Source organism: Pseudomonas kribbensis, from assembly GCF_003352185.1.
In the GTDB taxonomy this organism is placed as follows: domain Bacteria; phylum Pseudomonadota; class Gammaproteobacteria; order Pseudomonadales; family Pseudomonadaceae; genus Aquipseudomonas; species Aquipseudomonas kribbensis.
This window is the reverse complement of sequence record NZ_CP029608.1, coordinates 220,257-244,995: the sequence shown is the minus strand read 5'-3', so window position 1 is coordinate 244,995 and position 24,739 is coordinate 220,257. Positions and strand designations below refer to the sequence as shown.

At 61.3% G+C, this 24,739-nt stretch carries 24 protein-coding genes; 10 read left to right on the top strand and 14 right to left on the bottom strand.

The annotated features are described in order from the left end of the window. Nucleotides 1–180 precede the first annotated feature (180 nt). Nucleotides 181–1,101 (top strand): LysR family transcriptional regulator, encoded by a 921-nt coding sequence (locus tag DLD99_RS01075; protein WP_039764497.1) that lies wholly within the window; start codon nucleotides 181–183, stop codon nucleotides 1,099–1,101. 39 nt (nucleotides 1,102–1,140) lie between these two features. Here the strand turns inward: DLD99_RS01075 and DLD99_RS01070 are convergent, their stop codons facing one another. Beyond that, nucleotides 1,141–2,154 carry an ABC transporter substrate-binding protein gene (locus DLD99_RS01070; protein ID WP_011331920.1) on the bottom strand — a complete coding sequence of 338 codons (1,014 nt, stop codon included), beginning with the start codon at nucleotides 2,152–2,154 and terminating at the stop codon, nucleotides 1,141–1,143. Between the two features lie 304 nt (nucleotides 2,155–2,458). Between DLD99_RS01070 and DLD99_RS01065 the strand changes: the two genes are divergently transcribed. Genes DLD99_RS01065 through DLD99_RS01055 form a run of 3 tightly spaced genes read left to right on the top strand, consistent with a single transcriptional unit; the run spans nucleotide 2,459 to nucleotide 6,494 of the window. Next, complete coding sequence (locus DLD99_RS01065; RefSeq protein ID WP_114880982.1) at nucleotides 2,459–4,057, top strand: ABC transporter permease; 1,599 nt, start codon at nucleotides 2,459–2,461, stop codon at nucleotides 4,055–4,057. Next, nucleotides 4,054–4,869, top strand: a complete 816-nt coding sequence (locus DLD99_RS01060; RefSeq protein WP_114880981.1) for an ABC transporter ATP-binding protein — start codon at nucleotides 4,054–4,056, stop codon at nucleotides 4,867–4,869. Before DLD99_RS01065 ends, DLD99_RS01060 begins: the two co-directional genes overlap by 4 nt. 14 nt (nucleotides 4,870–4,883) lie before the next feature. Next, nucleotides 4,884–6,494, top strand: coding sequence for an arylsulfatase (locus tag DLD99_RS01055; RefSeq protein WP_114880980.1), 1,611 nt, complete (start codon nucleotides 4,884–4,886; stop codon nucleotides 6,492–6,494). A 53-nt stretch (nucleotides 6,495–6,547) separates the two neighbouring features. Here the strand turns inward: DLD99_RS01055 and DLD99_RS01050 are convergent, their stop codons facing one another. Then, nucleotides 6,548–7,621 (bottom strand): fatty acid desaturase, encoded by a 1,074-nt coding sequence (locus tag DLD99_RS01050; protein WP_114880979.1) that lies wholly within the window; start codon nucleotides 7,619–7,621, stop codon nucleotides 6,548–6,550. Nucleotides 7,622–7,721: 100 nt separating this feature from the next. On the opposite strand from DLD99_RS01050, the gene DLD99_RS01045 reads away from it, so the two are divergent. Further along, nucleotides 7,722–8,726: an AraC family transcriptional regulator gene (locus tag DLD99_RS01045; protein ID WP_114880978.1), complete on the top strand. Its 1,005-nt coding sequence runs from the start codon at nucleotides 7,722–7,724 to the stop codon at nucleotides 8,724–8,726. A gap of 15 nt (nucleotides 8,727–8,741) precedes the next feature. Here the strand turns inward: DLD99_RS01045 and DLD99_RS01040 are convergent, their stop codons facing one another. The 4 genes from DLD99_RS01040 to DLD99_RS01025 all read right to left on the bottom strand — a co-directional run bounded on the left by DLD99_RS01040 (nucleotide 8,742) and on the right by DLD99_RS01025 (nucleotide 12,379). After that, nucleotides 8,742–9,965: a type II toxin-antitoxin system HipA family toxin gene (locus tag DLD99_RS01040; RefSeq protein ID WP_114880977.1), complete on the bottom strand. Its 1,224-nt coding sequence runs from the start codon at nucleotides 9,963–9,965 to the stop codon at nucleotides 8,742–8,744. After that, nucleotides 9,958–10,206, bottom strand: a complete 249-nt coding sequence (locus tag DLD99_RS01035; RefSeq protein WP_085746304.1) for a helix-turn-helix domain-containing protein — start codon at nucleotides 10,204–10,206, stop codon at nucleotides 9,958–9,960. Before DLD99_RS01035 ends, DLD99_RS01040 begins: the two co-directional genes overlap by 8 nt. A gap of 114 nt (nucleotides 10,207–10,320) precedes the next feature. Continuing rightward, nucleotides 10,321–11,709 carry a heavy metal sensor histidine kinase gene (locus DLD99_RS01030; RefSeq protein WP_114880976.1) on the bottom strand — a complete coding sequence of 463 codons (1,389 nt, stop codon included), beginning with the start codon at nucleotides 11,707–11,709 and terminating at the stop codon, nucleotides 10,321–10,323. Beyond that, nucleotides 11,699–12,379 (bottom strand): heavy metal response regulator transcription factor, encoded by a 681-nt coding sequence (locus DLD99_RS01025; protein WP_114880975.1) that lies wholly within the window; start codon nucleotides 12,377–12,379, stop codon nucleotides 11,699–11,701. The genes DLD99_RS01030 and DLD99_RS01025 overlap by 11 nt, the downstream gene beginning before the upstream one ends. Before the next feature lie 136 nt (nucleotides 12,380–12,515). Here DLD99_RS01025 and DLD99_RS01020 point away from each other — a divergent pair, with 136 nt between their 5' ends. Then, nucleotides 12,516–12,998, top strand: a complete 483-nt coding sequence (locus DLD99_RS01020; RefSeq protein ID WP_114880974.1) for a GlcG/HbpS family heme-binding protein — start codon at nucleotides 12,516–12,518, stop codon at nucleotides 12,996–12,998. Between the two features lie 16 nt (nucleotides 12,999–13,014). Further along, nucleotides 13,015–13,425, top strand: coding sequence for a hydroxyisourate hydrolase (gene uraH, locus DLD99_RS01015; RefSeq protein WP_102620562.1), 411 nt, complete (start codon nucleotides 13,015–13,017; stop codon nucleotides 13,423–13,425). A gap of 18 nt (nucleotides 13,426–13,443) precedes the next feature. Here the strand turns inward: uraH and DLD99_RS01010 are convergent, their stop codons facing one another. Further along, on the bottom strand, nucleotides 13,444–14,127 hold the full coding sequence (locus tag DLD99_RS01010) for a Crp/Fnr family transcriptional regulator (RefSeq protein WP_114880973.1): 684 nt from the start codon (nucleotides 14,125–14,127) through the stop codon (nucleotides 13,444–13,446). Between the two features lie 85 nt (nucleotides 14,128–14,212). On the opposite strand from DLD99_RS01010, the gene DLD99_RS01005 reads away from it, so the two are divergent. Next, complete coding sequence (locus tag DLD99_RS01005) at nucleotides 14,213–14,737, top strand: Mpo1 family 2-hydroxy fatty acid dioxygenase (protein ID WP_114880972.1); 525 nt, start codon at nucleotides 14,213–14,215, stop codon at nucleotides 14,735–14,737. Between the two features lie 65 nt (nucleotides 14,738–14,802). On the opposite strand, the gene DLD99_RS01000 is transcribed toward DLD99_RS01005, so the two are convergent. From DLD99_RS01000 to dibA, 6 genes are all read right to left on the bottom strand, one after another. Continuing rightward, nucleotides 14,803–15,792: a sulfate/molybdate ABC transporter ATP-binding protein gene (locus DLD99_RS01000; protein WP_114880971.1), complete on the bottom strand. Its 990-nt coding sequence runs from the start codon at nucleotides 15,790–15,792 to the stop codon at nucleotides 14,803–14,805. Nucleotides 15,793–15,795: 3 nt separating this feature from the next. Further along, nucleotides 15,796–16,668: a sulfate ABC transporter permease subunit CysW gene (gene cysW, locus DLD99_RS00995; protein ID WP_003220512.1), complete on the bottom strand. Its 873-nt coding sequence runs from the start codon at nucleotides 16,666–16,668 to the stop codon at nucleotides 15,796–15,798. Nucleotides 16,669–16,681: 13 nt separating this feature from the next. Next, complete coding sequence (cysT, locus tag DLD99_RS00990) at nucleotides 16,682–17,500, bottom strand: sulfate ABC transporter permease subunit CysT (RefSeq protein WP_085712655.1); 819 nt, start codon at nucleotides 17,498–17,500, stop codon at nucleotides 16,682–16,684. Nucleotides 17,501–17,571: 71 nt separating this feature from the next. Next, nucleotides 17,572–18,585, bottom strand: coding sequence for a sulfate ABC transporter substrate-binding protein (locus DLD99_RS00985; RefSeq protein ID WP_065257482.1), 1,014 nt, complete (start codon nucleotides 18,583–18,585; stop codon nucleotides 17,572–17,574). Nucleotides 18,586–18,717: 132 nt separating this feature from the next. Then, a complete protein-coding gene (oscA, locus tag DLD99_RS00980; protein WP_085712654.1) occupies nucleotides 18,718–18,900 on the bottom strand; it encodes a sulfur starvation response protein OscA in 183 nt (60 codons plus the stop codon). Between the two features lie 190 nt (nucleotides 18,901–19,090). Continuing rightward, nucleotides 19,091–21,010 carry a phosphodiesterase DibA gene (gene dibA / locus DLD99_RS00975; protein ID WP_114880970.1) on the bottom strand — a complete coding sequence of 640 codons (1,920 nt, stop codon included), beginning with the start codon at nucleotides 21,008–21,010 and terminating at the stop codon, nucleotides 19,091–19,093. Between the two features lie 146 nt (nucleotides 21,011–21,156). Between dibA and desA the strand changes: the two genes are divergently transcribed. Then, entirely contained in the window at nucleotides 21,157–22,341 is a 1,185-nt protein-coding gene (desA, locus tag DLD99_RS00970; protein ID WP_114880969.1) for a delta-9 fatty acid desaturase DesA, read from the top strand. Between the two features lie 144 nt (nucleotides 22,342–22,485). After that, on the top strand, nucleotides 22,486–23,475 hold the full coding sequence (locus tag DLD99_RS00965) for a GGDEF domain-containing protein (RefSeq protein WP_114880968.1): 990 nt from the start codon (nucleotides 22,486–22,488) through the stop codon (nucleotides 23,473–23,475). Between the two features lie 25 nt (nucleotides 23,476–23,500). Here DLD99_RS00965 and DLD99_RS00960 read toward each other — a convergent pair whose 3' ends face one another. Continuing rightward, on the bottom strand, nucleotides 23,501–24,712 hold the full coding sequence (locus DLD99_RS00960; RefSeq protein ID WP_114880967.1) for a response regulator: 1,212 nt from the start codon (nucleotides 24,710–24,712) through the stop codon (nucleotides 23,501–23,503). Nucleotides 24,713–24,739 lie beyond the last annotated feature (27 nt).

The window sequence follows — 24,739 nt, the reverse complement described above, 5'->3', positions numbered from 1 at the left end:
GGTAGACCCTCATCGACTGCTTGCGGTTGGACGGCAGCGAAACAACGCTCTATCTATATTCCATTTACATCTAATAGATATTCGAGTGCTTCGTTGACGGAATAAGAGGTTGCATTTAAAACCTCAAGCAACCCTCGTCGCAAATGCCTTCGAGCTATTTTTAGGATGCCGGAAAAGCATATGGATCTTCGCCAGTTGCGCTACTTCATCGCCCTCAACGAACACCGCAGTTTTGTCCGCGCGGCCGACGCCATGGGCATCACTCAACCGGCGTTCAGCCGCAGCATTCAGGGGCTGGAGCAGGAGTTCGGCTGTGTTCTGGTGGATCGTGGCAACAAGGATCTGCGCCCCACGCCGGAGGGCCAGGTGGTGCTGCAACACGCCCTGACCCTGGTGCAGGGCGCGGCATTGCTCAGCGCCGAAGTGACACAAATGACCAAGCTCGACGCCGGCGAACTGCACTTCGGTTGCGGCCCGGCGCCGGCGGTGAAACTGGTGCCGGACGCGGTGGCGCAATTCATCAACGCGCACCCGAAAGTGCGCACCTGCTTTCAGGTGGATAACTGGGAAAAGCTCAGCCGTGCCCTGAGCCGCGAGGAGATCGAATTCTTCATCGCCGACATCCGCCATTTCGAATCCGACCCGAATTTCCAGACCCAGCCGCTGACACCCAAGCGTGGGGTATTTTTCTGCCGACCGGGACATCCGCTGCTGGCCAAGGAAAGCTTGTCGACCAACGACATGTTCGATTACCCGCTGGCGACCACGCTGATCCCACCGGGCATTCGCAAATTACTGGCGAATCTCAGCGGCCGGATCGATTTTTCCCCGACCATCGAGACCGAGCATTTTCCGGCGCTGGTGAAAGTGGTGTTGCAGTCCAACGCGATTGGCGTCGGCACTGAAGAGGCATTTGTCGAGGACATCGCCCAGGGCTCGCTGGCGCTGCTGCACTGGCGCAACCTGCCGCAGAATCTGGAGAGCATGAATGCGCGGTGCGGGATTGTGAGCCGCACGGGATTCCGGCTGTCACCGGCGGCGCGGGCGATGATCGAGACGTTGGTGGCAGTGGATAAACAGGAAATCAGCGTCGCGGTTTGAGGGTCATTCCCACGCATTGCGCGGGAATGACCGCATGACTCAGAGCTTCGCCGCCGCCAGCTCTGGCGCGACCCACTCGTTCACCTTGAACGGCTTGCGGATCAGCTTCTGCTGCGCTGCCAGATCCACCTTGCCCTGCAGGTTTTCGAGGAACAGCGGATCCAGTGTCGACGGGAATACTTCGCTCAGATTCTGATCCTTCAGATCCTGGGTGAGGATCACCGGCGGATAACTCGCCAGCCCAGAAACCAACTGCACGTAAGCGTCTTTGTTGCTGTCCTGAGTCAGCCACTCCACCGCCTGTTGCTGCGCCTTGAGCAGCTTCGCCACGGCTTCCGGATGCCCGTCGACAAACTTGCCGGTCCCCACCAGCACCGACTGCACGCTGCCGGCGCCACCGAGATCCTTGGTGTTCAGCGGCAACTCGGCCAGGCCTTTGGCCTGCAAGGCGGTCAGCCCGGAGCTGCCCCACGACGCATCGATCTGCTTCGCCGCCAGCGCGGCAACCGCTGCGTTGAAATCGAGGTTGATCACCTTCACGTCCTTTTCGCTCAGGCCCACGCTGGCCAATGCTGCATCGAACGACAACTGGGTCGCAGTACCCCGGAAGATCGCCACGCGCTTGCCTTTGAGATCCTGCAACGTCTTGATCCCCGAACCCGGCACCACGCCCAGATATTGCTTCACACCCCGGGCGCTGGCACTCAGCAGCCGTGTATCCAGCCCGTTGGACTTGCCGATGATGGCCGCCAGATCCCCCAGATAAGCCAGATCCACCTGGCCGTTGGCGAACGCCTCGTTGATCACCGGGCCGGCGCCCTTGAAGAAGCTCCACTGAATCTTGATGCCCTGATCGGCGAAGGCCTTTTCGAAGATCTGCTGATCGCGCAGCACGTCCACGATGCCCCCGCCGCTGTGTTGAGTACCCGCGCTCAGATCAGGCACGGCAATCCTGATTTCCTTGAGCTCGTCGGCCTGGGCAGAGAACGCCAGAAGGCCCGCCAGTGCCGGCGCGGCAAACAGACTGATGACACGTTTGAAGGGAAGGTTCATAGGTGCGGCTCCTGATCACGGCGGGCATTGAGGAGCCGAAAGTAGGCGCAATCCATATCGGCACTTAAATACTTAAAAAGCACATTTTTATAGCTTTTCAAGCTAAGCCAGCAAAGTCGGGACATGCAGGCCGGTATGCATGGAGAGCATCGAAAATATTCTTCGAATGCATTGGATGCGTGCAGGGCTGGAGGCCTTAAATGGCGCTGCTTATCTCCAAAATGATTATTTTTTAATTCACTTATAACGATTAGTTCACAGCTAATTCCGCTGACACGATCCAACCCGACAACGGAGGTCACCCATGGCCCGTGAATCCCTGCTCAGCCTGCCACTGGCCGCACCGCCGTCGAAAAACCGGCGCACCTGGCCAAGCCTGAGCCATCGCGTTTTACCCTGGATATTGCCGCTCGGACTGTTCGCTCTGTGGTGGCTGGCGGCGCGCAATCAATGGATGAGCGAGCAGATCCTTCCCGCGCCGTCGCTGGTGTGGAACAGCGCAATCGAGCTGTCCCAGGGCGAGTTGTGGAGTCATTTGTGGATCAGCCTGCAACGTTTGTTCTGGGGCTTGTTGGCGGGCGTTGCCGCTGGCGCGGTACTCGGTGCGGCGCTGGGCTTCAGCCGTCGCCTCGAACGCCTGATCTTCCCGACTTTCGCCGGCCTGGCCCAGGTGCCCACGCTGGCGTGGATTCCGCTGTTCATGGTGTTTTTCGGCATCGGCGAAACGCTGAAACTGGTGGTGCTGGTCAAGGCCATCGTGGTGCCGGTGACCTTGCACACCCTGGTCGGCGTGCGCGATGCGCAGCCGAAACTGCGCGAAGCCGCCGCTGTTTTACGTCTGCCGCCACGCCTGCTGATTCGCCGACTGGTGTTGCCCGCCGCCCTCCCCGCATTCATGGCCGGCGTGCGTCTGGCCCTGGCCGCGGGCTGGACTTCATTGCTCGCCGTCGAGCTGCTGGCCTCCAGCGAAGGCATCGGTTACCTGATGGTCTGGGCGCGGCAGCTGTTCATGCTCGACATCGTCTTCGTGTGCATCGTGGTGATCGGTCTGATCGGCGTGGCGATGGATCGCGGCATCGGCCTGCTGGACAGGAAACTGGTGCACTGGCCGCACCCGGCCACGGCGGAAATTCGTCGCGGCCCGCGTTATGAAGGCTGGCAGCGCGTGCAGCCGTGGCTGTTGCCGTTGGGGTTGTTTGCGCTGTGGCAACTGGCGGTCGATCAGCAGTGGGTCGACGCCAATATTCTGGTCAGCCCGTTGGCGGTGCTTGAGGCGACGAAAAACGGATTGCTCGACGGCACGTTGATTTCGGGGATGGCCCTGAGCCTGGGCCGCACACTCGGCGGCCTGTTGATTGGCGGCGGCCTGGGCCTCGTGCTGGGCCTGCTGCTGGGGCTGTCGCGTACCAGCGAACGCGTGCTCGGCCCGACCCTCGCCGCTCTGCGACAGATCGCGATATTTGCCTGGGTTCCGCTGCTCACCGCGTGGTTCGGTCTGGGTGAACTGGCAAAGTGGGTGTTTGTCGCCCTCGCCGCTTTCTTTCCGTTGTTTGTCGCGACTCAACGCAGCGTCGCCAACCTCTCGCCGCAACTCAACGAAGCCGCACAGGTACTGCGCCTGAGCCTCGCTCAACGCCTGCGCCGACTGGTGTTGCCGGGCGCTGCGCCGGGGATTTTCGCCGGCCTTCGACTGAGCCTGATCTACGCCTGGCTCGGCACCATCGGCGCCGAATATTTCATGCCGTCCAACGGCGGCATCGGCAGCCAGATGATCGGCGCCCAACAACTGCTGCGCATGGACCTGATCATGGCCGGAATGCTGCTGGTCGGCCTCACCGGCGCCCTGCTCAACCTCATTGGCCAACGCCTGGAAATCCGCGCCACCCGCTGGAGACACGCATGAACGCACCGATTGTCAGCTTCACCCACGTAGGCAAATCCTTCGACGTCGACGGCTTCGAACTGGAGGCGATCCGCGAATTCAACCTCGACATCGCCGAGGGCGAGTTCGTCGCCATCGTCGGCTCCAGCGGCTGCGGCAAGTCCACCTTGCTGCGCTTGCTGGTGGGCCTCGATACGGAGTTTCGCGGGCAGATCAGCGTCGATGGCAAAGCCGTCAGCGGCATCGGCGGCGAGCGCGGCATCGTGTTTCAGGAACACCGCTTGTTCCCGTGGCTGACGGTGGCCGACAACATTGGCCTGGGCCTGGTGAACGAGCCGCTGAGCGCCGCTGAAAAGCAGCAGCGCGTCAACGATTTCATCGAACTGGTGGGCCTGCGCGACTTCACCCGCGCTTATCCCCATCAACTCTCCGGCGGCATGGCCCAGCGCGTGGCGATTGCTCGCGGGCTGGTGGCGAGCCCACGAATCCTGCTGCTCGACGAACCCTTCGGCGCCCTCGACGCGCTGACCCGCCAGCAGATGCAGGACGAACTGCTGGCGATCCGTGAGCGGGCAAAGATCACCACGATTCTGGTCACTCACGATGTCGAGGAAGCGATTTTCCTCGCCGACCGCGTGGTGGTCATGGAACCGCGCCCCGGCCGGATCAAACAGGTGGTGGACATCGCCCTGCCCCATCCGCGCCAGCGCAGCAGTTTCGACTTCCATCAGTTGCGCGAAGAACTGCTGCACGAACTGACCAGTGATGACCATTACCAACCGAGCGTGCCGGTACAGATCCGCGATCTGCCGTTGTCGTTCATTGCCTGCTGAACAGGAGCCTGTTGATGCCGCAACGTCCCAACTTTCTGGTGATTCTGGCCGATGACCTCGGCTTCTCCGACATCGGTGCCTTCGGCGGCGAAATCACCACGCCGAACCTCGATGCCCTGGCCAACAACGGTCTGCGCCTGACCGATTTTCACACCGCACCGACCTGCTCGCCGACCCGCTCGATGCTGCTCACCGGCACCGACCACCACATCGCCGGCATCGGCACCATGGCCGAAACCCTGACCCCCGAGCTGATCGGCAAACCGGGTTACGAAGGCTATCTGAACGACCGTGTCGTCGCGCTGCCGGAACTGCTGCGCGAGGCCGGTTACCAGACCTTGATGAGCGGCAAATGGCACCTGGGCCTGACCGCCGAACTGGCGCCCCACGCCCGTGGCTTTGAGCGTTCGTTCTCGCTACTGCCCGGCGCGGCGAACCACTACGGATTCGAACCGACCTACGATGAGCACACGCCCGGCCTGCTGAAATCCACCCCGGCGCTGTACATCGAGGACGACACGTTCATCGACGAACTGCCGAAGGATTTCTATTCCTCCGACGCCTTCGGCGACAAGCTGTTGCAGTACCTCAAGGAGCGCGACCAGAGCCGGCCGTTCTTCGCCTACCTGCCGTTTTCCGCACCGCACTGGCCGTTGCAGGCGCCAGCCGACATCGTCGAAAAATACCGCGGCCGCTACGACGCGGGGCCGGAAGTGCTGCGCCTCGAGCGTCTGGAAAAGCTCAAATCGCTTGGTTTGATCGAACCGGATGTAGAACCGCATCCGCTGATCCAGCTGACCGCGCAATGGGACGCCCTGAGCGATGAGCAAAAGCAGATTTCCGCACGGGCGATGGAGGTCTACGCCGCGATGGTCGAACGCATGGACTGGAACATCGGCCGCGTCGTCGACTATCTGCGCCAGCAGGGCCAGCTCGACAACACCTTCATCCTGTTCATGTCCGACAACGGTGCCGAAGGCGCGCTGCTGGAAGCCTTCCCGAAATTCGGCCCGGAGCTGGTGACCTACCTGAGCCAGCATTACGACAACAGCCTCGACAACATCGGCCGCGCCAACTCCTACGTCTGGTACGGGCCGAACTGGGCGCAGGTGGCGACCGCGCCGTCACGCCTGTTCAAGGCCTTCACCACCGAGGGCGGGATTCGCGTCCCGGCGCTGCTGCACTATCCGCAGTTGCCGCTGAAGGGGCAGATCAGCCATGGTTTCGGCACGGTGATGGACATCACGCCGACCATCCTCGATCTGGCCGGTGTGCGCCATCCCGGCAAACAGTGGCACGGCAAACCGGTGGCGCCGTTGCGCGGTAAATCATGGTTGGGTTTCTTGTCCGGCGAGACGGCGCAGGTGCATGACGAATACACCGTCACCGGTTGGGAATTGTTCGGGCGCCGGGCGATTCGTCAGGGGCAGTGGAAGGCGGTGTGGATCCCCGGGCCGGTGGGGCCGGCGACCTGGCAGCTTTATGATCTGGGGAGTGATCCGGGGGAGATTCAGGACCTGGCGTCGAGTCAGCCGCAGAAGCTTGAAGCGCTGATCGGGCATTGGCAGCGGTATGTGGAGGAGACCGGGGTGATTCTCAGTGAGTCGCCGTTTCAGCCGGATTGAGGGTGGCTGATGCAGGGCTATCGCCGGTTAGCCGGCGATAGCTTCGGATACTTTCAAGCCTGAGCCGTCTGCACTTCTTTCTGCAGGATTTCTTCCTTGCGAACAAACCGGTTCGCCCGCCCGAACGTCCCGAAATCGTTGAAACGAACCCCCATCTCCCGCATCACTTTATGCGCCACCGGCACCGTCAGCTGGCGAATGTAAAACGGCTCCTTCACCACAAAATGATGAATCCCGTGGCTGCTGCCAAAGTTGAAGCAGAACGCCTGCAACGGCCACAGCCACCACGGATTCAGCACCTGACACTGCTGAAGCACATTGCCGGGCTCCACATCCCCGTAGTAATGCATGTTCGAGCTGATGAAGTGCAGGCAAAACGTACGCAACACGTTCGGCCCGATGATGACCACAGCGGCAATATCGATCACTTGCATCACCGACAACGTGGTCGCCGACCATTCAATCGGCGAGCCCATCAGGTAAGCAATACCGTTGGCCGCATGGAAGCCGAGAAACACATACCACGCGCCCCAATGCACCAGTGCCAGCGGTGCGTAGACTTTCAGCGAACGCTTGATGATGCTGAATTTGTGCGCCCAGGTCTTGGCCCGAAGCATGCGGATGAACGCCGACATCACGTTGTCGCCGACCATCAGCAACCGCGCAAAACCCCAGGGTTCACCGTTGGTGATCGCCCGTTCTTCCATGTCGGTTTCAGTGCCGGAGACCTTGTGGTGGTTGAGGTGCAGATGGCGGCGGATCCACGGGTTGATCGTGCTCGGACGCGCCAGCCACACCAGGCCCATCATCAGGTTGTGCGGCACGCGCTGTTTGCGGAAATACATGCTGTGAATCAGGTCGTGTTCGAGCTCATGGGTCAACGAGGCAAAAAACGCGTTGAGCAACAGGCACGCCCACCACGCCATGTGCCCGGTGATATAGAGCGCCGCCGAACCGATCATCCCGGCCAGGGCAAACGCCAGAATCCCCGCGCCGAGGGCGTCCTGATGGTTGAGAATCGGGTAGTGCTCGCGCAGCTCGACGCCTTTGGCCAGCACCACTTCGCGAATGTGCGCTGATCGCTGGGCAGCATTGTGTCGCTGGGGACTTGCAGAAGTACGGTCCATGCTTCCATCCTCTGGTTATTGATGTTCGCATCCTGCCCCGCGCAGGGTCTGGACGCGGTAGCCGAGAACGCCAACCTGTTGACCGGAAGCGCCAATCAGCATGAAGGAACCGACTTCTCTCGCCAGCTGGACCCGTGCCCTGCGCAAGCAACTCGACGCGCTGGGGCTGGACAGCACTGCCCTGTGCCAGCAGGCCGGGCTCGATCCGCAATTGATGGACGACCCGAACGCCCGCTATCCGTTGTCCGCCACCACGCGCCTGTGGGAAATCGCGGTGCAGGTCAGCGGCGATCCGGCGATCGGTTTACGCGTGTCGCGGTTCGTCAGCCCCACGACGTTTCACGCCTTGGGCTATGCGTTGGTGGCCAGCGGCAGTCTGCGGGAAGTGTTCGAGCGGATCGTGCGTTATCACCAGGTGGTCAGCGACGCGCTGGAGCTGGAGCTGACGCGCACCGAAGACCGCTACCGGTTTCGCCTGAAAATCCCGGCCGATAACCCGGCCCCGGCCTTCGAAGCCATCGACGCCTTCGCCGCGATCTACGTGCGCACCTGCCGCAATCGTCTCGGCCGCGACTACGCGCCGCTGGCGGTGTACCTGCGTCGCCCGGAACCGGCCGATGCGCATCAATGGCACAAGGTGTTCCGCTCGCCGGTGCATTTTTCAGCCGAAGAAGACCGCATCGAATTCGCCCTCACCGACTTCGACAGCCACCTCGACGATGCCAACCCGGAACTGGCCGAACACAACGAAGCCGTGCTCAAACGCACCCTCGCCCAGCTCAAGCCGCTGACCTGGGAGCGCAAGGTGCGCGACGCCATCGAAGAACAACTGCCCGAAGGCGAACCCAGCGCCGAACGCATCGCCCAGGCCCTGCACCTGAGCCTGCGCAGCCTGCAACGGCATCTGGCGGACGAGGGTTGTCGTTTCGATACGCTATTGAATGAAAGCCGCGAGAACCTCGCGCTGCTGCACCTGCGGGATCCGCAATGCTCGCTGAGCGAGGTCAGTTATCTGCTGGGATTTGCTGATACGAGCAGCTTCAGCCGCGCGTTCAAACGCTGGACGGGGATGACGCCGGGGCAGTTTCGGGATCAGTTGCGTTGAGCGCACATCGGTCGCTCAACCCTTGGTCAGACTGCGCTCAATCCCGGATTTCCACTGCTCGATCATTGCCGCACCCACCTCGCCGAACGACTGATGGGTTCGGCAATGCTCAAGCATTTCCGCCATCGCCGCCTGCATGCCATGAACAACCTGCTGCAGCAGTTCATTGCACCGGCCTTCCGTCAGATTGCACGCCGTACGGCCGAAGCGGATGAGCGCCTTGTACTTGGGCCATGCCTTCGACCCGCCCAACAGCAACGCCAGGCTGTCGTTCCTGATGTAAACCGATGTGGTGATGATGTCGTAAGCCGGGGCGAGCCGGATCGAGGCCTGCGCACCGCAATGGTCATACAGCACACCGAAGTTCTTCAGGTGCGCATCGCCGTTTTTCAGTCCCGCAGATAGCGCCACGATCTTGAAAAAAGCTTCCAGCGCCTGACTCAACAGCGCAGGCGAAACAAAAGCTTTGATCTGTCGGGCAGCACCTTCGTAAGAACCATCGTATTTGGCTCTGGAAGGCCAGCCGTTGAGTACACAAAAGTCTTCGAAACCCAGATAGCCGTGCTCAACCAGGTCAAAACGCTCGACCACCAGAAATTTGCCCTGCTCACTCAATTCAAACTTTGGCACTTCAAGTCCGCTAAGCGCGGCGGCGCGCATACAGAAGTACTCGTTGGTCGCCAGCTCGGGAAACTCTTCGGGACGGAAGGCTTTGACCAGATGTGTGGAGCCTCGGTGAGTCAGGCGATCAACTGCTGCCGCGCTATCGCGTACCAGCACTTTGGGCTGCACGCCCGAAACCCCCGAGTATTGGCCGTACTTCTGTAGCAAGTCATCGAACAGTCCCTGGGCACCGTCATGCACCAGAAGCTCGGCCAGTGATGTTTCGGGCTGACGCTCGGTTGCCGACTCACTGGTAATCGCCAGCCGTCCCAACTGATGCGGTCCGACGATTGCGAGCAAGGCGAAATCATCAAAACCGCGCACAGCCTTACTGAAGCGTCGAACCAGCTCATCGCGCAGCGCGCCCTCCGGCAGATTCATCTCGAAAACGGGATGAACTCCCCGCTCCCAGCCGTAACTCTCCAGCCGGGTGGGCATGGTCAGCGACACTGCATTTTCGTCGATGGCGTCCTCGCGATAGCTGAACACACTGTCCATGCCCGGCTGCCCTCGACCGAGCGTTCCGACCGGGCTATCAGCGACGGTGATGTGCAACCGATCTGTCGGCTCAGTCATGGAAATTCACCTTCTGCAACGCGTCGAGTGTCGGGCGTTGCGCTCTCACTGGAACCGCAGTCAGCTCATAGCCAAAGCCGTTAAGGATCGCCTCGACTTTGCGCAGACCAATTTCAGAAATCGTATTGTTTTCGATACCCGAAATGGTGGCGCGGCTCATGCCGTAACGTTGCGCCAGCGCCTGTTGCGAGAGTTTTTGCGCTTTGCGCAGAGTTCTGATCAGTTCGCCCAACTGTTCCATGACACACCAGTGCATTATATGCAGTGCAATAAAGCGTAAATAAAAGAATATGCATCGTATTTGATGCTAATTCAGGGTGAGTCTAGCTCAGATGAAACGGCGTGTGCGGGTCGATTAGCGACTGGTTACAAATCCAAGCTCAAAACCCGTACCCGTTGCACCACTGCTGACCCGCACCCGCCCACCATGCAACTGCATGATCGACTGCACGATCGCCAGTCCCAATCCGCCGGAATCTCCCGGTTCGGCGCGGGACGGGTCAACGCGGTAGAAGCGGTCGAACAGTTTGCCCAGATGCTTTTCTGCGATGACCGGGCCGAGGTTGTGGACCTGCAGCCAGCACATGCCCGGCTCATCGCGCCGGCGCAGGCTGATGACCGAGCCGGCGTCGGCATGGCGTACGGCGTTGGCCAGCAGGTTGCCCAAGGCGCGTTGCAGCAGTTGCTGATCCACCAGCAACTCTCCGCTGAACGTGTTTTCGAGGCGGATTTCCCGGTCATCGGCCAGGGCTTCGAAGTAGTCGCACAACTCATCGCCGATTTCGTGCAGCTCCAGCGTGCGCAGATCGAGCGCTCGCTCAGCCTGCTCTGCGCGGGCGAGAAACATCAGGTTCTCGGCCATGCGCTTGAGCCGTTCGAACTCTTCCATGTTCGACGCCAGCACTTCCTGATACTCGGTGCTGCTGCGCGGATAGTTCAGTGCCTGGCCGTTGCTCGCGAGCAGGGTGTGCAGGGGCGTGCGGATTTCATGGGCAAGGTCGGCGGAAAACTGTGAGAGACGCTGGAAGCCGTCGTCCAGCCGCACGAGCATGCCGTTCAGCGCGTGCACCGGCTCCAGCAATTCCGTTGGCGTACCGGCGGTGGGAACCCGTTGGTCGAGGCTGCGTAGATCAATGCCGCGCAGCGCTTCACTCATCTTGCGCAGAGGTCGCAAGCCACGGCGCAACAGCACCAGGCCGAGCGTGAAGGCGAGCACGGCACCGAGTCCGACGGCCAGATACAAGCGCAGACGATAGCTGCCGAGCATCTGCTCGCGTTCACTCAACACCTTGCCGGCGATTACGGTCAGCGATTCGCCGTTCGGGCCTTGGACCTGACCTGACAACAGGGCCAGTTCGACACCGTCCGCCGCCTGCCAGGTCAGCACATCGCGGCGTTGCGGCGATTGATCCCGGGAGATGGCCTGCACCGGTGGTAACGCGCGTTGGCGAGGGTTGATCGTGATCACATTCGAGCCGTCCGCGCGTTGCACCAGCAGCAGACTGTCGAGGTTGCCGAGCATGTTCTGGTACAGCCGTGGCCGCGCCTGCAAGGCGTCGAGGCTGTCGCTGTCGGCGAGCAGCGCGCGCACCTGTTCCAGACGACCAAGCAAGGCCATGTCGTCGCGCCAGGCGATTTCCGAGGCCAGCGAGCGATACAGGAACACGCCAATCGCGCTGAGTACCAAGGCGCAGACTGCAGCGAATGCCAGGGCCAGGCGCCAGGCAATGGATCTAGAGCGCATCGTCAGGCGCTTCCAGTTGATAACCGACCCCGCGCACGGTGTGGATCAGTTTGGGCATATACGGATCATCGACCTTCGAACGCAGGCGGCGCACCGCGACTTCGACCATGTTGGTGTCGCTGTCGAAATTCAGGTTCCACACCTGCGAGGCAATCAGCGTGCGCGACAGCACTTCACCCTGTCGGCTGGCGAGCAAATGCAGCAGGGCGAATTCCTTGTTGGTCAGGGCGATGCGCTGGCCGCCACGGCTGACCCGACGGCGCAGCACGTCGATTTCCAGATCGGCGATGCTGTACGACTCGGCTTCGCGCATAGGCCCGCGCCGCAACAACGTGCGCACCCGCGCGAGCAATTCGGCGAAGGCGAACGGCTTGAGCAAATAGTCATCGGCCCCCAGTTCGAGACCGCGCACGCGATCTTCGATCGCATCCTTCGCCGTCAGGAACAGAACCGGCGTGGCGCCACGCTGACGGATCAGTTGCAGCAATTGCCAGCCGTTGAGGCCTGGCAGCATCACATCGAGGATGATCAGGTCGTAGTCCTGCTGCTCGATGAAGTAGCGCCCGTCGAGGCCATTGAGCGCCACGTCCACCGCGAAACCCGACTCGCCCAGCCCTTTGGCGAGGAAATTCGCGGTTTTGGCTTCATCTTCTACAACCAGCAAACGCATGGCACACCTCGATTGATCAGAGGCACAGGCTAGGCGCCTTCGGCGGCGTTGCCCATTACAAACTTGTAATCCGACTGACGAGGTTTCGACGGGGACCGGCGGATAAGGTGGCGGCCTTCGCTTCTGGAGCCTGTCCATGTCTGCTAAATACTTGATCGCCAGCCTGGCAATCAGCTTCGGCACTGCCGCAATCGCCGCGCCTGAGCTGCCCCGTCACGCCGATCTCGATCTGAAAACCGCTCGGCTGCTGGCCGATGCGACGCTGGAAAACTGCACCGGCACGGTGTCGGTGCTCGACCGGGGCGGCAACCTGTTGGTGACCTTGCGCGGCGACGGTATCGGCCCGCACAACACCGTCGCCAGCCAACGCAAGGCCTACACCGCGCTGTCGACGAAAACCCCGACCCGGTTGTTCGCCGAGCGTGCCCGAAGCAACCCGGAAGCCGCCAACCTCAACACTCTCGATAAATTGCTGTTGCTGGGTGGCGGCATCCCGTTGTTTGCCGGCAAAGAACTGGTCGGCGCCATGGGCGTGGCCGGTTCCGGTGGCGGCGAGCAGGACGAAAAATGCGCGATCAAGGCCGCCGAAATCGTCGGCCTGTCCATCAACCGTACTTGAACCTAGGAGCATCACCATGACCCCACTGCGCATGACTTTCGCCGCGCTCGGCCTGAGCGCTTTTTCGAGCCTGGCGCTGGCCGCCGGCAACCCGCTGAGCGTACACGTACTCAATCTGGAAAACGGTCTGCCATCGCCGGGTATCAACGTGACGCTGGAACGCCACGTGGGCCAGAACTGGCAGCCGCTGGCGCAGGGCACTACCAATGAACAGGGGCGGATCGCCGAACTGTTCCCGGCGAACAAACCGTTCGAGGCGGGTGAATATCGAGTGGTATTCAAGACCGGCGAGTACTTCGAGAAGACGAAGCACGAGACGTTTTTCCCGGAGATTCCGGTGATTTTCAAAGTGGAGCAGACGGATCAGCACTACCACATTCCGTTGCTGCTGAGCCCGTATGGCTTCTCCACTTATCGCGGTTCGTAAGCCATTGATCGGTAGCGATCAGAGTGTCGCCAGCGCGCGCAATCGCGCGGCGTCGAGGATTTCGATCTCGCCATAACTCAAGCCGATAATCCTCTGCCCCTGCAACTCCTTGAGGATCTGGTTGGTGGTCTGCCGCGACAGCGACAGCATCGATGCCAGTTGCTCCTGAGGCAGTTGCAGCACCCGGCGTGGCGGATCGAGTTCGCCGTAGCCTTCGGCGATCATCAGCAAGCGATGAGCCAGACGCGCCGGGGCCGGCAGCAGGCTCAGCTGTTCAAGGTTGATGAAGGTCAGACGCAGTTTGTGGCTCATCAGCAAGGCCAGATGCCGCCAGTAAACGGGGTGTTCGTCGAGCAGTTTAAGCAGTGTGGCTTGCGGAATATTCAGCAACAGACACGGGCCGACAGCGTAAGCGTCATGGGTGCGGGGCTGGCCATCGAACAGGCAGATTTCGCCGAACCAGTGTGGCGCCTCCACCAGGCTCAGCAATGCCTCCTTGCCCTGCTCGCTGACCGCACCGATGCGCACTGCGCCGTCGAGCACCGCGTACAACCCGCATGGCGCATCGCCGCGCTGGAACAGCCGCTGCCCCGCCGCCAGCCGCCGCTCCTTGGCCGCCGCCAGCAGACTATCCTGAAAGGACGAAGGCAGATGACTGAACCATTGCCCGGTCAGCAGGCGCTCGCGCCAGACCTTATCCATGCGTTCTCCTAAAGATTGTCGCCTGCCTGACAGAGCGAACCGTTTACCCGGGGCATGATTCGATCACCCTACAGGAGGAACAACAATGAAAAGCCTCGTCGATCATTTGAGTCAATACGCCGCTTACCACCGTGACCCGCGCAACATCGCCAGCCACTTTATCGGGATTCCGCTGATTGTGGTGGCGGTGGCCGTGCTGTTGTCGCGGCCGGAATGGTCGGTAGGCGGATTGTGGATTTCGCCTGCCGTTATCTTGGCGCTGGCTTCGGCGTGGTTTTACCTACGACTGGAAGTGAAACTCGGTGTGTTGATGACGGTGCTGATGGGGCTTTCCGTCTGGGCCGGGCATGCTTTGGCACAGCAAAGCACCATGGTCTGGCTGAGCAGCGGCCTGGCGATGTTTGTGATTGGCTGGGTGATCCAGTTTGTCGGGCACCACTATGAAGGGCGCAAACCGGCGTTCGTCGATGACTTGAGCGGGTTGATTGTCGGGCCGCTGTTTGTGGTGGCCGAGTTGGCTTTCATGCTCGGGATGCGTCATGAGCTGAAAGAGCAGATCGAGGCACGGGCGGGTGTGGTGCGGGTCAATCCGAATCGTGCGACAGTCTAGACCGTAATCGCCAGCAGGCTGGCTCCCACTAACTTTCTGTGGGAACCAGTCTGCTGAAGATGCTTTTAGAGGCTGGCGACTTTCTGCCAGACCTTCGGCTTGAAGAACAACGTCTCGCCCTTGGCCAACCCGGTCAGGCTGTCGTGGTCTTTCACCACTTCCGCCTCGATCAGATCCGTCTGGCCTTCAACCTTCAACGTCACTCGCGTGGTCGCACCTAGCGGCCGGATGTCACGCACCTCAGCGGCATGGTGATCCTCCAGCTCATGCCGCGACAGCGACACTTCGTGCGGGCGGAACAGCACGTGGTTGTCATCTCCCAGATGCAGACGGTTCGAGTCGCCGAGGAAGTGATAGACGAAATCGCTGGCCGGGTTTTCGTAGACGTCGCCCGGTGAGCCGATCTGCTCGATCACACCCTTGTTCATCACCACGATGCGGTCGGCCACTTCCATCGCTTCTTCCTGGTCGTGGGTCACGAACACCGAGGTCAGGTTGATGTCTTCGTGCAGGCGCGCCAGCCAGCGGCGCAGCTCTTTACGCACCTTGGCGTCGAGGGCGCCGAACGGTTCGTCGAGCAGCAGCACTTTCGGTTCTACCGCCAGGGCGCGAGCCAAAGCGATACGCTGACGCTGGCCGCCGGACAGTTGCTCCGGGTAACGATCCGACAGCCAGTCCAGTTGCACCATGTTCAGCAGCTCGTGGACTTTGGTCGCGATCTGGCTTTCAGTCGGACGCTGGTTTTTCGGCTTCATGCGCAGGCCGAACGCGACGTTGTCGAACACCGTCATGTGGCGGAACAGGGCATAGTGCTGGAACACGAAACCGACGTTGCGATCCCGCACGTCATGGCCGGACACGTCTTCGCCGTGGAACACGATGTTGCCGTTATCCGGGGTTTCCAGACCGGCAATAATGCGCAGCAAAGTGGTCTTGCCGCAGCCGGACGGGCCGAGCAGCGCCACCAGTTCACCGCTGTGGATGTCCAGGCTGATGTTGTCCAGCGCCTTGAACGCATTGAAATTCTTGCTGACGTTACGCACTTCGATCGACATGAATTATTCCTCCGCGGCGCTGGCGCGCAGGCGGTTGATACGGTTTTCGCTCCACTGCTTGAGCAGCAGGATGAAGAGCGCCAGGATCAGCAACAGGCTCGCCACGGCGAACGCGGCCACGTGGTTGTATTCGTTGTAGAGGATCTCGACGTGCAGCGGCAAGGTGTTGGTCACCCCGCGAATGTGCCCGGAGACCACCGACACCGCACCGAACTCACCCATGGCCCGCGCGGTACACAGCACCACGCCATAGATCAGGCCCCACTTGATGTTGGGGACGGTCACGTGCCAGAACATCTGCCAGCCGTTGGCGCCGAGCAGACGCGCGGCTTCCTCTTCCTGAGTGCCTTGTTCCTGCATCAGCGGGATCAGCTCACGGGCCACGAACGGTACGGTGACGAAGATCGTCGCCAGCACGATGCCCGGCAGGGCGAAGACGATCTGGATGTCATGATCCTGCAGCCACGGCCCGAACAGGCCCTGGGCGCCGAACATCAACACATAGACCAGACCGGCGATCACCGGCGACACCGAGAACGGCAGGTCGATCAGCGTCACCAGCATGCTCTTGCCACGGAACGAGTATTTGCTCACGCACCACGCTGCGCTGACGCCGAACACCAGGTTCAGCGGCACCGAAATCAGCACGGCGATTACCGTGAGTTTCAGTGCCGACAAGGCATCCGGTTCGAAGATCGCGGTGAAGAATGCACCGAGGCCGTTCTTCAGCCCCTGCGACACCACGATAAACAGCGGCAGCACCAGGAACAGGAAGAAAATCAGCCAGCCGAGACCGATCAGCACTCTGCGCGAAGTGGCACTGCCACGGCGGGCGGCGTTGGCCGAGGAAGCGGCCGCAATAGACGATTGGGACATGGTTCGCGCCTCCTTATGGGGTTTCGATGCGCCGCTGCAGCAAGTTGATCAGCAGCAACAGGACGAAGGAAACCACCAGCATCAGCACGCCGATGGAAGTGGCGCCGGTGTAATCGTATTGGTCGAGTTTGACCATGATCAGCAGCGGCAGGATTTCGGTTTTCATCGGCATGTTGCCGGCGATGAAAATCACCGAACCGTACTCGCCGACGCCCCGGGCAAACGCCAGGGCAAAACCGGTCAGCCAGGCTGGCAACAGTGCCGGCAGCAGGATGTGGCGGAACACCTGCAATGGTTTCGCACCGAGGCACGCCGCCGCTTCTTCGACTTCACGGGGAATGTCCGCCAGCACCGGCTGCACCGTGCGTACCACGAACGGCAGGGTCACGAAGGTCAGCGCCAGGGTAATCCCGAGCGGGGTGTAAGCGATCTTGAAACCGAGGTCGGCGGCGAACTGCCCGACCAGCCCGGTCGGCGTGTACAGCGCCGTCAGCGCGATACCGGCCACCGCGGTCGGCAGGGCGAACGGCAGATCAATCATCGCATCGATCACCTTGCGCCCCGGGAACGTGTAGCGCACCAGCACCCAGGCCAGCAACGTGCCGATGATGCCGTTGATGATCGCGGCACACAGCGCAGTGCCGAAGCTCAGCTTCAATGCGGCGAGCACGCGGGGCGCGGAGATGATCGTCCAGAACTGATCCCAGGTGAGCTGTGAGGCGTGGATGAACATCGCCGCCAGCGGGATAAGCACAATCAGGCTGAGGTACACCAAGGTGTAGCCCAGCGTCAGCCCGAAGCCGGGTATGACGGGGGAGATACGACGCGACATAAAAGTCCTTGGTTTGAGAACGCGCAAAGCCCCGACGGTTAAATCGGGGCTCGTTTATGACCTATTTCAGATTACTGCGCCTGATAGATCTGGTCGAACACGCCACCGTCGTTGAAGAATTTCGGCTGCGCGGTTTTCCAGCCGCCGAAATCCTTGTCGATGGTCACCAGCTCCAGTTTCGGGAACTGCTGGGCGTACTTGGCGGCCACGTCCTTGTCACGCGGGCGGTAGAAGTTCTTCGCCGCGATTTCCTGGCCGGCCGGGCTGTACAGGTGCTTGAGGTAGGCTTCGGCAATCTGCTCGTTGCCCTTCTTCTCGGCGTTCTTGTCGACCACGGCCACCGGAGGTTCGGCGAGGATCGACAGCGAAGGCACGACGATGTCGAATTTGTCCTTGCCGCCGTCTTCTTTCAACGCCAGGAAGGCTTCGTTTTCCCAGGCCAGCAACACGTCGCCCTGACCGTTGTTGACGAAGGTGATGGTCGAGCCACGGGCGCCGGTGTCCAGGACCGGAACGTGTTTGAACAGGGTCTGTACGTATTCCTTGGCTTTCGCCTCGTTACCGCCGTTGGCTTTCAGGCCGTAGGCCCACGCCGCGAGGAAGTTCCAGCGTGCACCGCCGGAGGTTTTCGGGTTCGGCGTGATCACCGAAACGTCGTTCTTGATCAGATCGCCCCAGTCCTTGATGCCTTTCGGGTTGCCCTTGCGCACCAGGAACACGATGGTCGAGGTGTACGGAGTGCTGGCGTCCGGCAGACGCTTCTGCCAATCGGCCGGCAGGGTCTTGCCGAGCTTGGCGATTTCGTCGATGTCGCCGGCCAGGGCCAGGGTCACGACGTCGGCACGCAAACCGTCGATCACCGCACGGCCCTGCTTGCCCGAACCGCCGTGGGATTGCTGGATTTTCACGGTGTCGCCGGCATGCTCTGCCTGCCAGTACTTCACGAATTCGGCGTTGTAATCCTGATACAGCTCGCGGGTCGGGTCATACGAAACGTTGAGCAGTTCGTAATCCTTGGCAACCGCGGAACCGGCAAACACAGCGCTGGCCAGGGCGGCCAGAGCGTAACGGCGAATCGACGACATGGTGAAAGCTCCTGGAATTCTTGGTGGTGGCTTTTTCTTATGTATTGCGGGAATCGGATTGCTCATTCAGTGATCGCGCCTGCGGCAACTCCTGCGCATGGCCCCCTGCAGGAGCTGTCGCAGATGCGATCTTCAGGCCTGCTTGTTGCCCGGTTGCTGCAGACGGAATTTCTCTTTGCGTTCGATCTGGACGACTTGGGCGTTGTGCACAGTGATTTCCACCGCGCCGAAACGCAGGTCGCGCAGGGCGCTCTGGATTTCACGCAAGATGGTGGTTTCGTCCTGACCGTCAACGCTACGCAGGGATGCGCTCATGGTGCTGCTCCTTTGTATGGGATATGCCTGGCAGTGGGCGGCACTGCGTTCGGCGTGGGAGCAATATAAGAGAGGCGCAGATATTCTTAAAAAGACTATTTAAGAATGTTTATATAACTGGAAAACATTATGTGATGCAGCAAGGGTTTGCGGCGGATTTGCCCGTCCGCAAACCCGCTGCGCGCATCCCTCAGCCGATTGCCGGCGCTCTGGCCCAGTCGATCTGTGCTTCAGGCATCGGCCGCCCGAACCAGTAGCCCTGCCCCAGATCACACGCCTGCTCCAGCAGGAACGCCGCCTGCTCGGCCTGCTCGATACCTTCGGCGTGCACCTGCATGCCCATGCTGCGGGCCAGGGCGATGATCACCCGGACAATGGCTGCATCGTCCTCGTCCCACGGCAGGCCGGCGACGAATCCCTGATCGATCTTCAGCTTCTGGACCGGCAGGCGCTTGAGTCGCAGCAGCGACGAATAACCGGTGCCGAAGTCATCGATGGCCAGACGAATCCCCAGCTCGCGCAGACGATGCATCTGCTCCAGCGCCACTTCCGGGTCATCCATGACTGCACTTTCGGTGACTTCCAGCTCCAGATACGCCGGATCGAGGCCGGTGTCGTGCAGCACCTGCGCCACCTGTTGATACAACTCGCGGCGGGCGAACAGTCGCGACGAAACGTTCACCGCGACAAACGACAGCACCACGCCGGCCTGCTGCCACTGGCACATCTGCCGGCAGGCCTGCTGCATCACCCAGGCGTCGATTTCCGAGATCATCCCGGTGCGCTCGGCAATCGGGATGAACTCCGCGGGTGACACCAGGCCACGCTGTGGGTGCTCCCATCGCACCAAGGCCTCGACGCCGATCAAGCGGCTGGTTTTAAGATCGTGCACGGGTTGGTAGTAGACCCGCAGTTCTTGTTGCTCCAGCGCTCGACGCAATTCGAAGGCAATCTCGACCCGTTGCTGGGCGTGCGCCGTGAGCTCTTCGGTGTACAGCGCGTAGCCGTTGCGGCCGCTGCTCTTGGCCTTGAACAACGCCGCATCGGCGTTGCGCAGCAGTTGTTCGGCGCTCAGGGCATCGCTGGGAAACAGGCTGATGCCGAGGCTGGCGTTGATGAAGAGTTCATGGCCGTCGAGGCAGAACGGCTCCTTGAGCGCATCGAGAATACGCTGGGCCAGGGCTGCGGCCTGCGCCGGCTGTGGACAACTTTCCATCAGTACCGCGAATTCATCGCCACCCAGCCGCGCCAGCGTGATGCCCGATCCGAACAGCGCCTGCAAACGCACGGCGACCGACTTGAGCAAACGGTCTCCGATGTTGTGGCCGAGGCTGTCGTTGATCAGTTTGAAGTGATCCAGATCGATCATCAGCAGCGCGCAGCCGCGCTTGTGGGTCTGTGCCGAAGCCAGCGCCTGTTCGGCGCGGTCGCTGAACAGCAGGCGGTTGGGCAGGTCGGTCAGCGGATCGTGGTGGGCCAGGTGCTTGAGCTCGTGCTCGGAGTCCTTGATCGCGCTGATGTCGGAAAACACCGCGACGTAATGACTGAGCCGACCGTCCTCGTCGCGGATCACCCGGATGGTTTGCCACTGTGGATAAATTTCACCGCTCTTGCGCCGGTTCCAGATCTCACCGCTCCATTCATCCTTCGCCTGCAGCGTGGCGAACATCGCCTGATAGAAACCCGGAGGATGGTGCCCGGATTTGAACAGGCTGGGCTGCTGGCCAATGACTTCCTCACGCTGGTAGCCGGTGATTTCCATGAACGCGCGATTGACGTGCACGATCAGTCCCTGCCGGTCCGTGACCAGCACGCCTTCGCGGGTGCAATCGAACACCGCAGCGGCCTGACGCAGGCGTTCGCGATCGGCCTGACGCTCGCGCAACCGGGCACCGATGCCCAGGCATTCGAACAGGCGGGCCCGGGCGAGAAAGATCAAACCGGCGCTGAACACAACAAAGGCATAGCCGTTGATCAGTTGCCAACGCAGCAACTCATCAGAGCTATCGAAGAAACTGTTCAATAAATAGCCAATGCCTTGCAGCCAGACAACGGCAAGAACCAGGTAAAGCAGCGCTGCACGCAAGGCATCGCGGTATGTGGCAGACATTCGGCCGTCCATGTCCCTACAAAAATGTCGGGATTATAGGTCAAGAAACATCCAGCCATCTCTTATCTGAAAGGGCGACTGGTTTTATCTGTGTGCTTGGTGATAATGCAACGGCTGTTTTTTCTCTATCGAGGGCCCTATAGCCTATGTGGTACGAAGGTTTTCTTGGCTTGTCGGCCTGGTCACTGGTCGCCGTCACCCTGGTGATGACCCACGTGACGATCGTTGCCGTCACGGTCTACTTGCACCGCTACTCGGCCCATCGCTCCCTGGAGCTGAATGCCGGGCTGAAGCATTTCTTCCGATTCTGGCTGTGGCTGACCACGGCGCAGAACACCCGTGAGTGGACCGCCATCCACCGCAAGCACCACGCCAAATGCGAAACCGAGGATGACCCGCACAGCCCGGTCGTCAAAGGCCTGTCCACGGTCCTGCGCAAAGGTGCCGAGCTGTACCGCGAAGAAGCGCAGAACCCCGAGACCCTGCGCATCTACGGCAAGAACTGCCCGGAAGACTGGATCGAGCGCAACCTCTACAGCCGCTATCGCCTGCTGGGCATCGCGATCATGGCGGTCATCGATCTGCTGCTGTTCGGCACCATCGGCATCACCATCTGGGCGATCCAGATGATGTGGATTCCGGTCTGGGCGGCCGGCGTGGTCAACGGCCTCGGCCATGCCATCGGCTACCGCAATTTCGAATGCCGCGATGCCGCGACCAATCTGGTGCCGTGGGGCATCCTGATCGGTGGCGAAGAGCTGCACAACAACCATCACACCTACCCCAACTCGGCCAAGCTGTCGGTCAAGAAGTGGGAGTTCGATCTCGGCTGGGCCTGGATCCAGGTCTTCAGCTTCCTGCGTCTGGCCAAGGTGCAGCGCGTTGCGCCGATCGCCCACCGCGTCGAAGGCAAGGGCAGCCTGGACATGGACACCGCCATGGCGATCCTCAACAACCGTTTCCAGATCATGGCCCAGTACCGCAAGCTGGTGATCGGGCCGCTGGTGAAGCAGGAGCTGGCCAAGGTCGATCATTCGGTACGCCACCAGTTCCACCGCGCCAAGCGCCTGCTGTCGCGGGAAACCAGCCTGCTGGAGGATCGCCATCACGCGCGCATCCAGAACATGCTCGAGCACAGTCAGGCGCTGAAGGTAATCTACGAGAAACGCCTGGCCCTGCAGCAGATCTGGGTCAAGACCAGCGCAAATGGCCACGACATGCTCGCGGCCATCAAGGAATGGGTCCACGAGGCCGAGGCCAGTGGCATCCAGTCCCTGCGCGAATTCGCCGACCAGTTGAAAACCTACTCGCTGCGTCCTGCCACCGTCTGATGCCGTTGATCGGTGCGCCCGGCTCCCGGGCGCACCCTTCGGAACTTCACCCCCGATCCCCTATCTCAAAGACACTTCGCCACCCCGGCGGGCTGTCCCGTGGCCGTTGTCGACTTCCCGGCACGCCCTTTGAGATCCGTGTCGATGGTCAACAACAATCAAAAAGACTCATCCCTTCCCCAGTGGCCCGAGGCCGCACAAACCCTGATGGCACTGATGCACGCCCAGGGCGAAGTCGCGCGCCTGAGCGAACGCGAACAGTTGTTCAGCTCGCTGCTGGTCAGCGTCAACGCCGTGCTTTGGGCCTTCAATTGGGAAACACGTCAGGTGCTGTACGTCAGCCCCGCCTATGAACGGATTTTCGGCCGCTCGGCCGCCCTGCTGCTGGCCGACTACAACCAGTGGCGTGACAGCATCTACCCCGACGACCTCGAGTACGCCGAACGCAGCCTCGCCGAAGTGCTGCACAAGGGCGCCGTGGAAGACCGCGAATACCGGATCATCGACGCCGACGGCCAAGTGCGCTGGATCAGCGACAAATGCTTCATCAACCGCCAGGAAGAACCGGGGCAACCGGTGATCATCGTCGGCATCGCCGAGGACATCACCGAAAAGAAACAGATGGAAACCGAGCTGCAACGCCTGGCCACCACCGATGTGCTGACCCAGAGCAGCAACCGTCGACACTTCTTCGAATGCGCCAACCGCGAGTTTGAAGAGGCCCGCCTGCAGGGTGCGCCACTGGCGTTTCTGCTGCTGGACATCGATGACTTCAAGGTGATCAACGACACTTACGGTCACCCAGAGGGCGACAATGTGCTGCAACGGATCGCCGAATGCGGGCGTGCCTCGCTGCGCCGGGGAGACCTGTTCGGACGGATTGGCGGTGAAGAGTTCGCTGCGGTTTTTCCGGGCTGCGCGCCGGACATGGCCATGCAGGTGGCCGAGCGGCTGCAACAGGAAATCCAGAGATTGAGCTTCAGCCACGGCGAACAGACGTTCGGCATCACCGTCAGCCAGGGCCTGACCAGCCTCACCCCGGAAGACGAAAGCCTCGACAGCCTGTTCGCCCGGGCCGATGCGGCGATGTACGAGGCCAAGCGTCAGGGCAAGAACCGGATCATCTCGGCCTGAACACCGCGCTGATGCGGGACAAGCGCTATTTGCGCATCCGCATCAGCTCCGGCAAGCCGATCTTGAGCAGCCGTGCCGTGCGGCTCTTCGCTAACTCCTCGACGCCCTCGTGCTCGGTCAGCCGCGCCATCTGCGCCGCCATGTTCATCACCAGCGCCTCGCGGGAATACACCCCGCCACCGAGCTGGTAGACCGAGGCAATCAGCTCGCGCAACTCCAGCGGCAAACGCCAGCGAGTACGCAACGCCGAGCCATACGCCGCACCGAATTCCGCCAGCGCATCGCCGACTTCCTCCAGTTCATCCAGCTCGCCGCCGGCCTGCTTCCACTCCTGCAAACAACGCAGCAATGCAAGATCGCCGAGACGATGGAGCATCCCGGCGCAGTAACAGCGCTCCTGATCCAGATCGAGCAGACGCGCCAGGGTGCGGGCGTACTCGGCGGTGTGCAGCGACAGGCCCCAATAGCGCTCGGCGTAGTCCGCCAGGCATGGATCGCTGAGTCTGGCGCTGCGCTTGAGGGCCAGGCCAAGAATCAGGTTCATGCTTTGCCCGGTGCCCAGGCGATGCAGCGCCTGGGCCAGGGTCTGCACCGCCGCGCCGTGGTGCTGAGCGGCGCTGTTGGCCGCTGCGATCAACACCGCAGTGATCTGCGGGTCGGTGCGGATTTCTTCTTCCAGCAGCTTCAGATCCAGCCCGTTGGGGTGGAGGCTGCGTTTGACCGCCACTTGCACGTCGGTCATCAACGGCGCGCCGTCAGCCTGCTCGCGACGGCGCTCGAGGAACACCGACAGGGTCATGCCCGGCGCCAGTGCGGGCACTTCGCAGAATACTTCCTGGCCGGCATTGAGCAGCAGCCCCTGCAAACGCTCGGTCAGGCTTTCCATGTTCAGGGGTTTGGCCAGATAGGCCGTGGGTGCCAGTGGCAGGGCTTCGCGCACGCTGGCGCTGTCGTTGCGGCTGCTCATCAGAATGAACGGCAACGGCGGATTGCGTTTGCGCTGGCGCACACTGCGCAACACGTTCAAACCGTCGACGCCGGGCAACTCCCAGTCGACGATCGCCAGGTCATAGGGGACTTCGCCGAGCAGAGACATCGCCTCCTGGCCATCGGCGCACAGATCCAGCCGCGCATCGCAGCGCACGTTGAGCAAAACCTGTTTGAGCAGGTCACGAGACCAAGGGTCGGCCTCGGCAATCAGGACTCGGGGTACAGCGGGTAATTCGACGGCAGTCATGCTCGCCCTCCCTAGCAATGCTTGAAC

Bases quoted from the DNA above. Each gene is read 5' to 3' on its own strand.
- DLD99_RS01030 (WP_114880976.1), bottom strand. From the start codon at position 11,709: ATGCGCTCTAGATCCATTGCCTGGCGCCTGGCCCTGGCATTCGCTGCA.
- DLD99_RS01010 (WP_114880973.1), bottom strand. From the start codon at position 14,127: ATGGATAAGGTCTGGCGCGAGCGCCTGCTGACCGGGCAATGGTTCAGT.
- DLD99_RS01070 (WP_011331920.1), bottom strand. From the start codon at position 2,154: ATGAACCTTCCCTTCAAACGTGTCATCAGTCTGTTTGCCGCGCCGGCA.
- DLD99_RS01060 (WP_114880981.1), top strand. From the start codon at position 4,054: ATGAACGCACCGATTGTCAGCTTCACCCACGTAGGCAAATCCTTCGAC.
- DLD99_RS01065 (WP_114880982.1), top strand. From the start codon at position 2,459: ATGGCCCGTGAATCCCTGCTCAGCCTGCCACTGGCCGCACCGCCGTCG.
- DLD99_RS01000 (WP_114880971.1), bottom strand. From the start codon at position 15,792: ATGTCGATCGAAGTGCGTAACGTCAGCAAGAATTTCAATGCGTTCAAG.
- DLD99_RS01035 (WP_085746304.1), bottom strand. From the start codon at position 10,206: ATGGAACAGTTGGGCGAACTGATCAGAACTCTGCGCAAAGCGCAAAAA.
- DLD99_RS00985 (WP_065257482.1), bottom strand. From the start codon at position 18,585: ATGTCGTCGATTCGCCGTTACGCTCTGGCCGCCCTGGCCAGCGCTGTG.
- DLD99_RS00965 (WP_114880968.1), top strand. From the start codon at position 22,486: ATGGTCAACAACAATCAAAAAGACTCATCCCTTCCCCAGTGGCCCGAG.
- DLD99_RS01055 (WP_114880980.1), top strand. From the start codon at position 4,884: ATGCCGCAACGTCCCAACTTTCTGGTGATTCTGGCCGATGACCTCGGC.
- DLD99_RS01045 (WP_114880978.1), top strand. From the start codon at position 7,722: ATGAAGGAACCGACTTCTCTCGCCAGCTGGACCCGTGCCCTGCGCAAG.
- DLD99_RS01020 (WP_114880974.1), top strand. From the start codon at position 12,516: ATGTCTGCTAAATACTTGATCGCCAGCCTGGCAATCAGCTTCGGCACT.
- uraH (WP_102620562.1), top strand. From the start codon at position 13,015: ATGACCCCACTGCGCATGACTTTCGCCGCGCTCGGCCTGAGCGCTTTT.
- DLD99_RS01005 (WP_114880972.1), top strand. From the start codon at position 14,213: ATGAAAAGCCTCGTCGATCATTTGAGTCAATACGCCGCTTACCACCGT.
- DLD99_RS01075 (WP_039764497.1), top strand. From the start codon at position 181: ATGGATCTTCGCCAGTTGCGCTACTTCATCGCCCTCAACGAACACCGC.
- DLD99_RS01040 (WP_114880977.1), bottom strand. From the start codon at position 9,965: ATGACTGAGCCGACAGATCGGTTGCACATCACCGTCGCTGATAGCCCG.
- DLD99_RS00960 (WP_114880967.1), bottom strand. From the start codon at position 24,712: ATGACTGCCGTCGAATTACCCGCTGTACCCCGAGTCCTGATTGCCGAG.
- cysT (WP_085712655.1), bottom strand. From the start codon at position 17,500: ATGTCGCGTCGTATCTCCCCCGTCATACCCGGCTTCGGGCTGACGCTG.
- DLD99_RS01050 (WP_114880979.1), bottom strand. From the start codon at position 7,621: ATGGACCGTACTTCTGCAAGTCCCCAGCGACACAATGCTGCCCAGCGA.
- DLD99_RS01025 (WP_114880975.1), bottom strand. From the start codon at position 12,379: ATGCGTTTGCTGGTTGTAGAAGATGAAGCCAAAACCGCGAATTTCCTC.
- desA (WP_114880969.1), top strand. From the start codon at position 21,157: ATGTGGTACGAAGGTTTTCTTGGCTTGTCGGCCTGGTCACTGGTCGCC.
- dibA (WP_114880970.1), bottom strand. From the start codon at position 21,010: ATGTCTGCCACATACCGCGATGCCTTGCGTGCAGCGCTGCTTTACCTG.
- oscA (WP_085712654.1), bottom strand. From the start codon at position 18,900: ATGAGCGCATCCCTGCGTAGCGTTGACGGTCAGGACGAAACCACCATC.
- cysW (WP_003220512.1), bottom strand. From the start codon at position 16,668: ATGTCCCAATCGTCTATTGCGGCCGCTTCCTCGGCCAACGCCGCCCGC.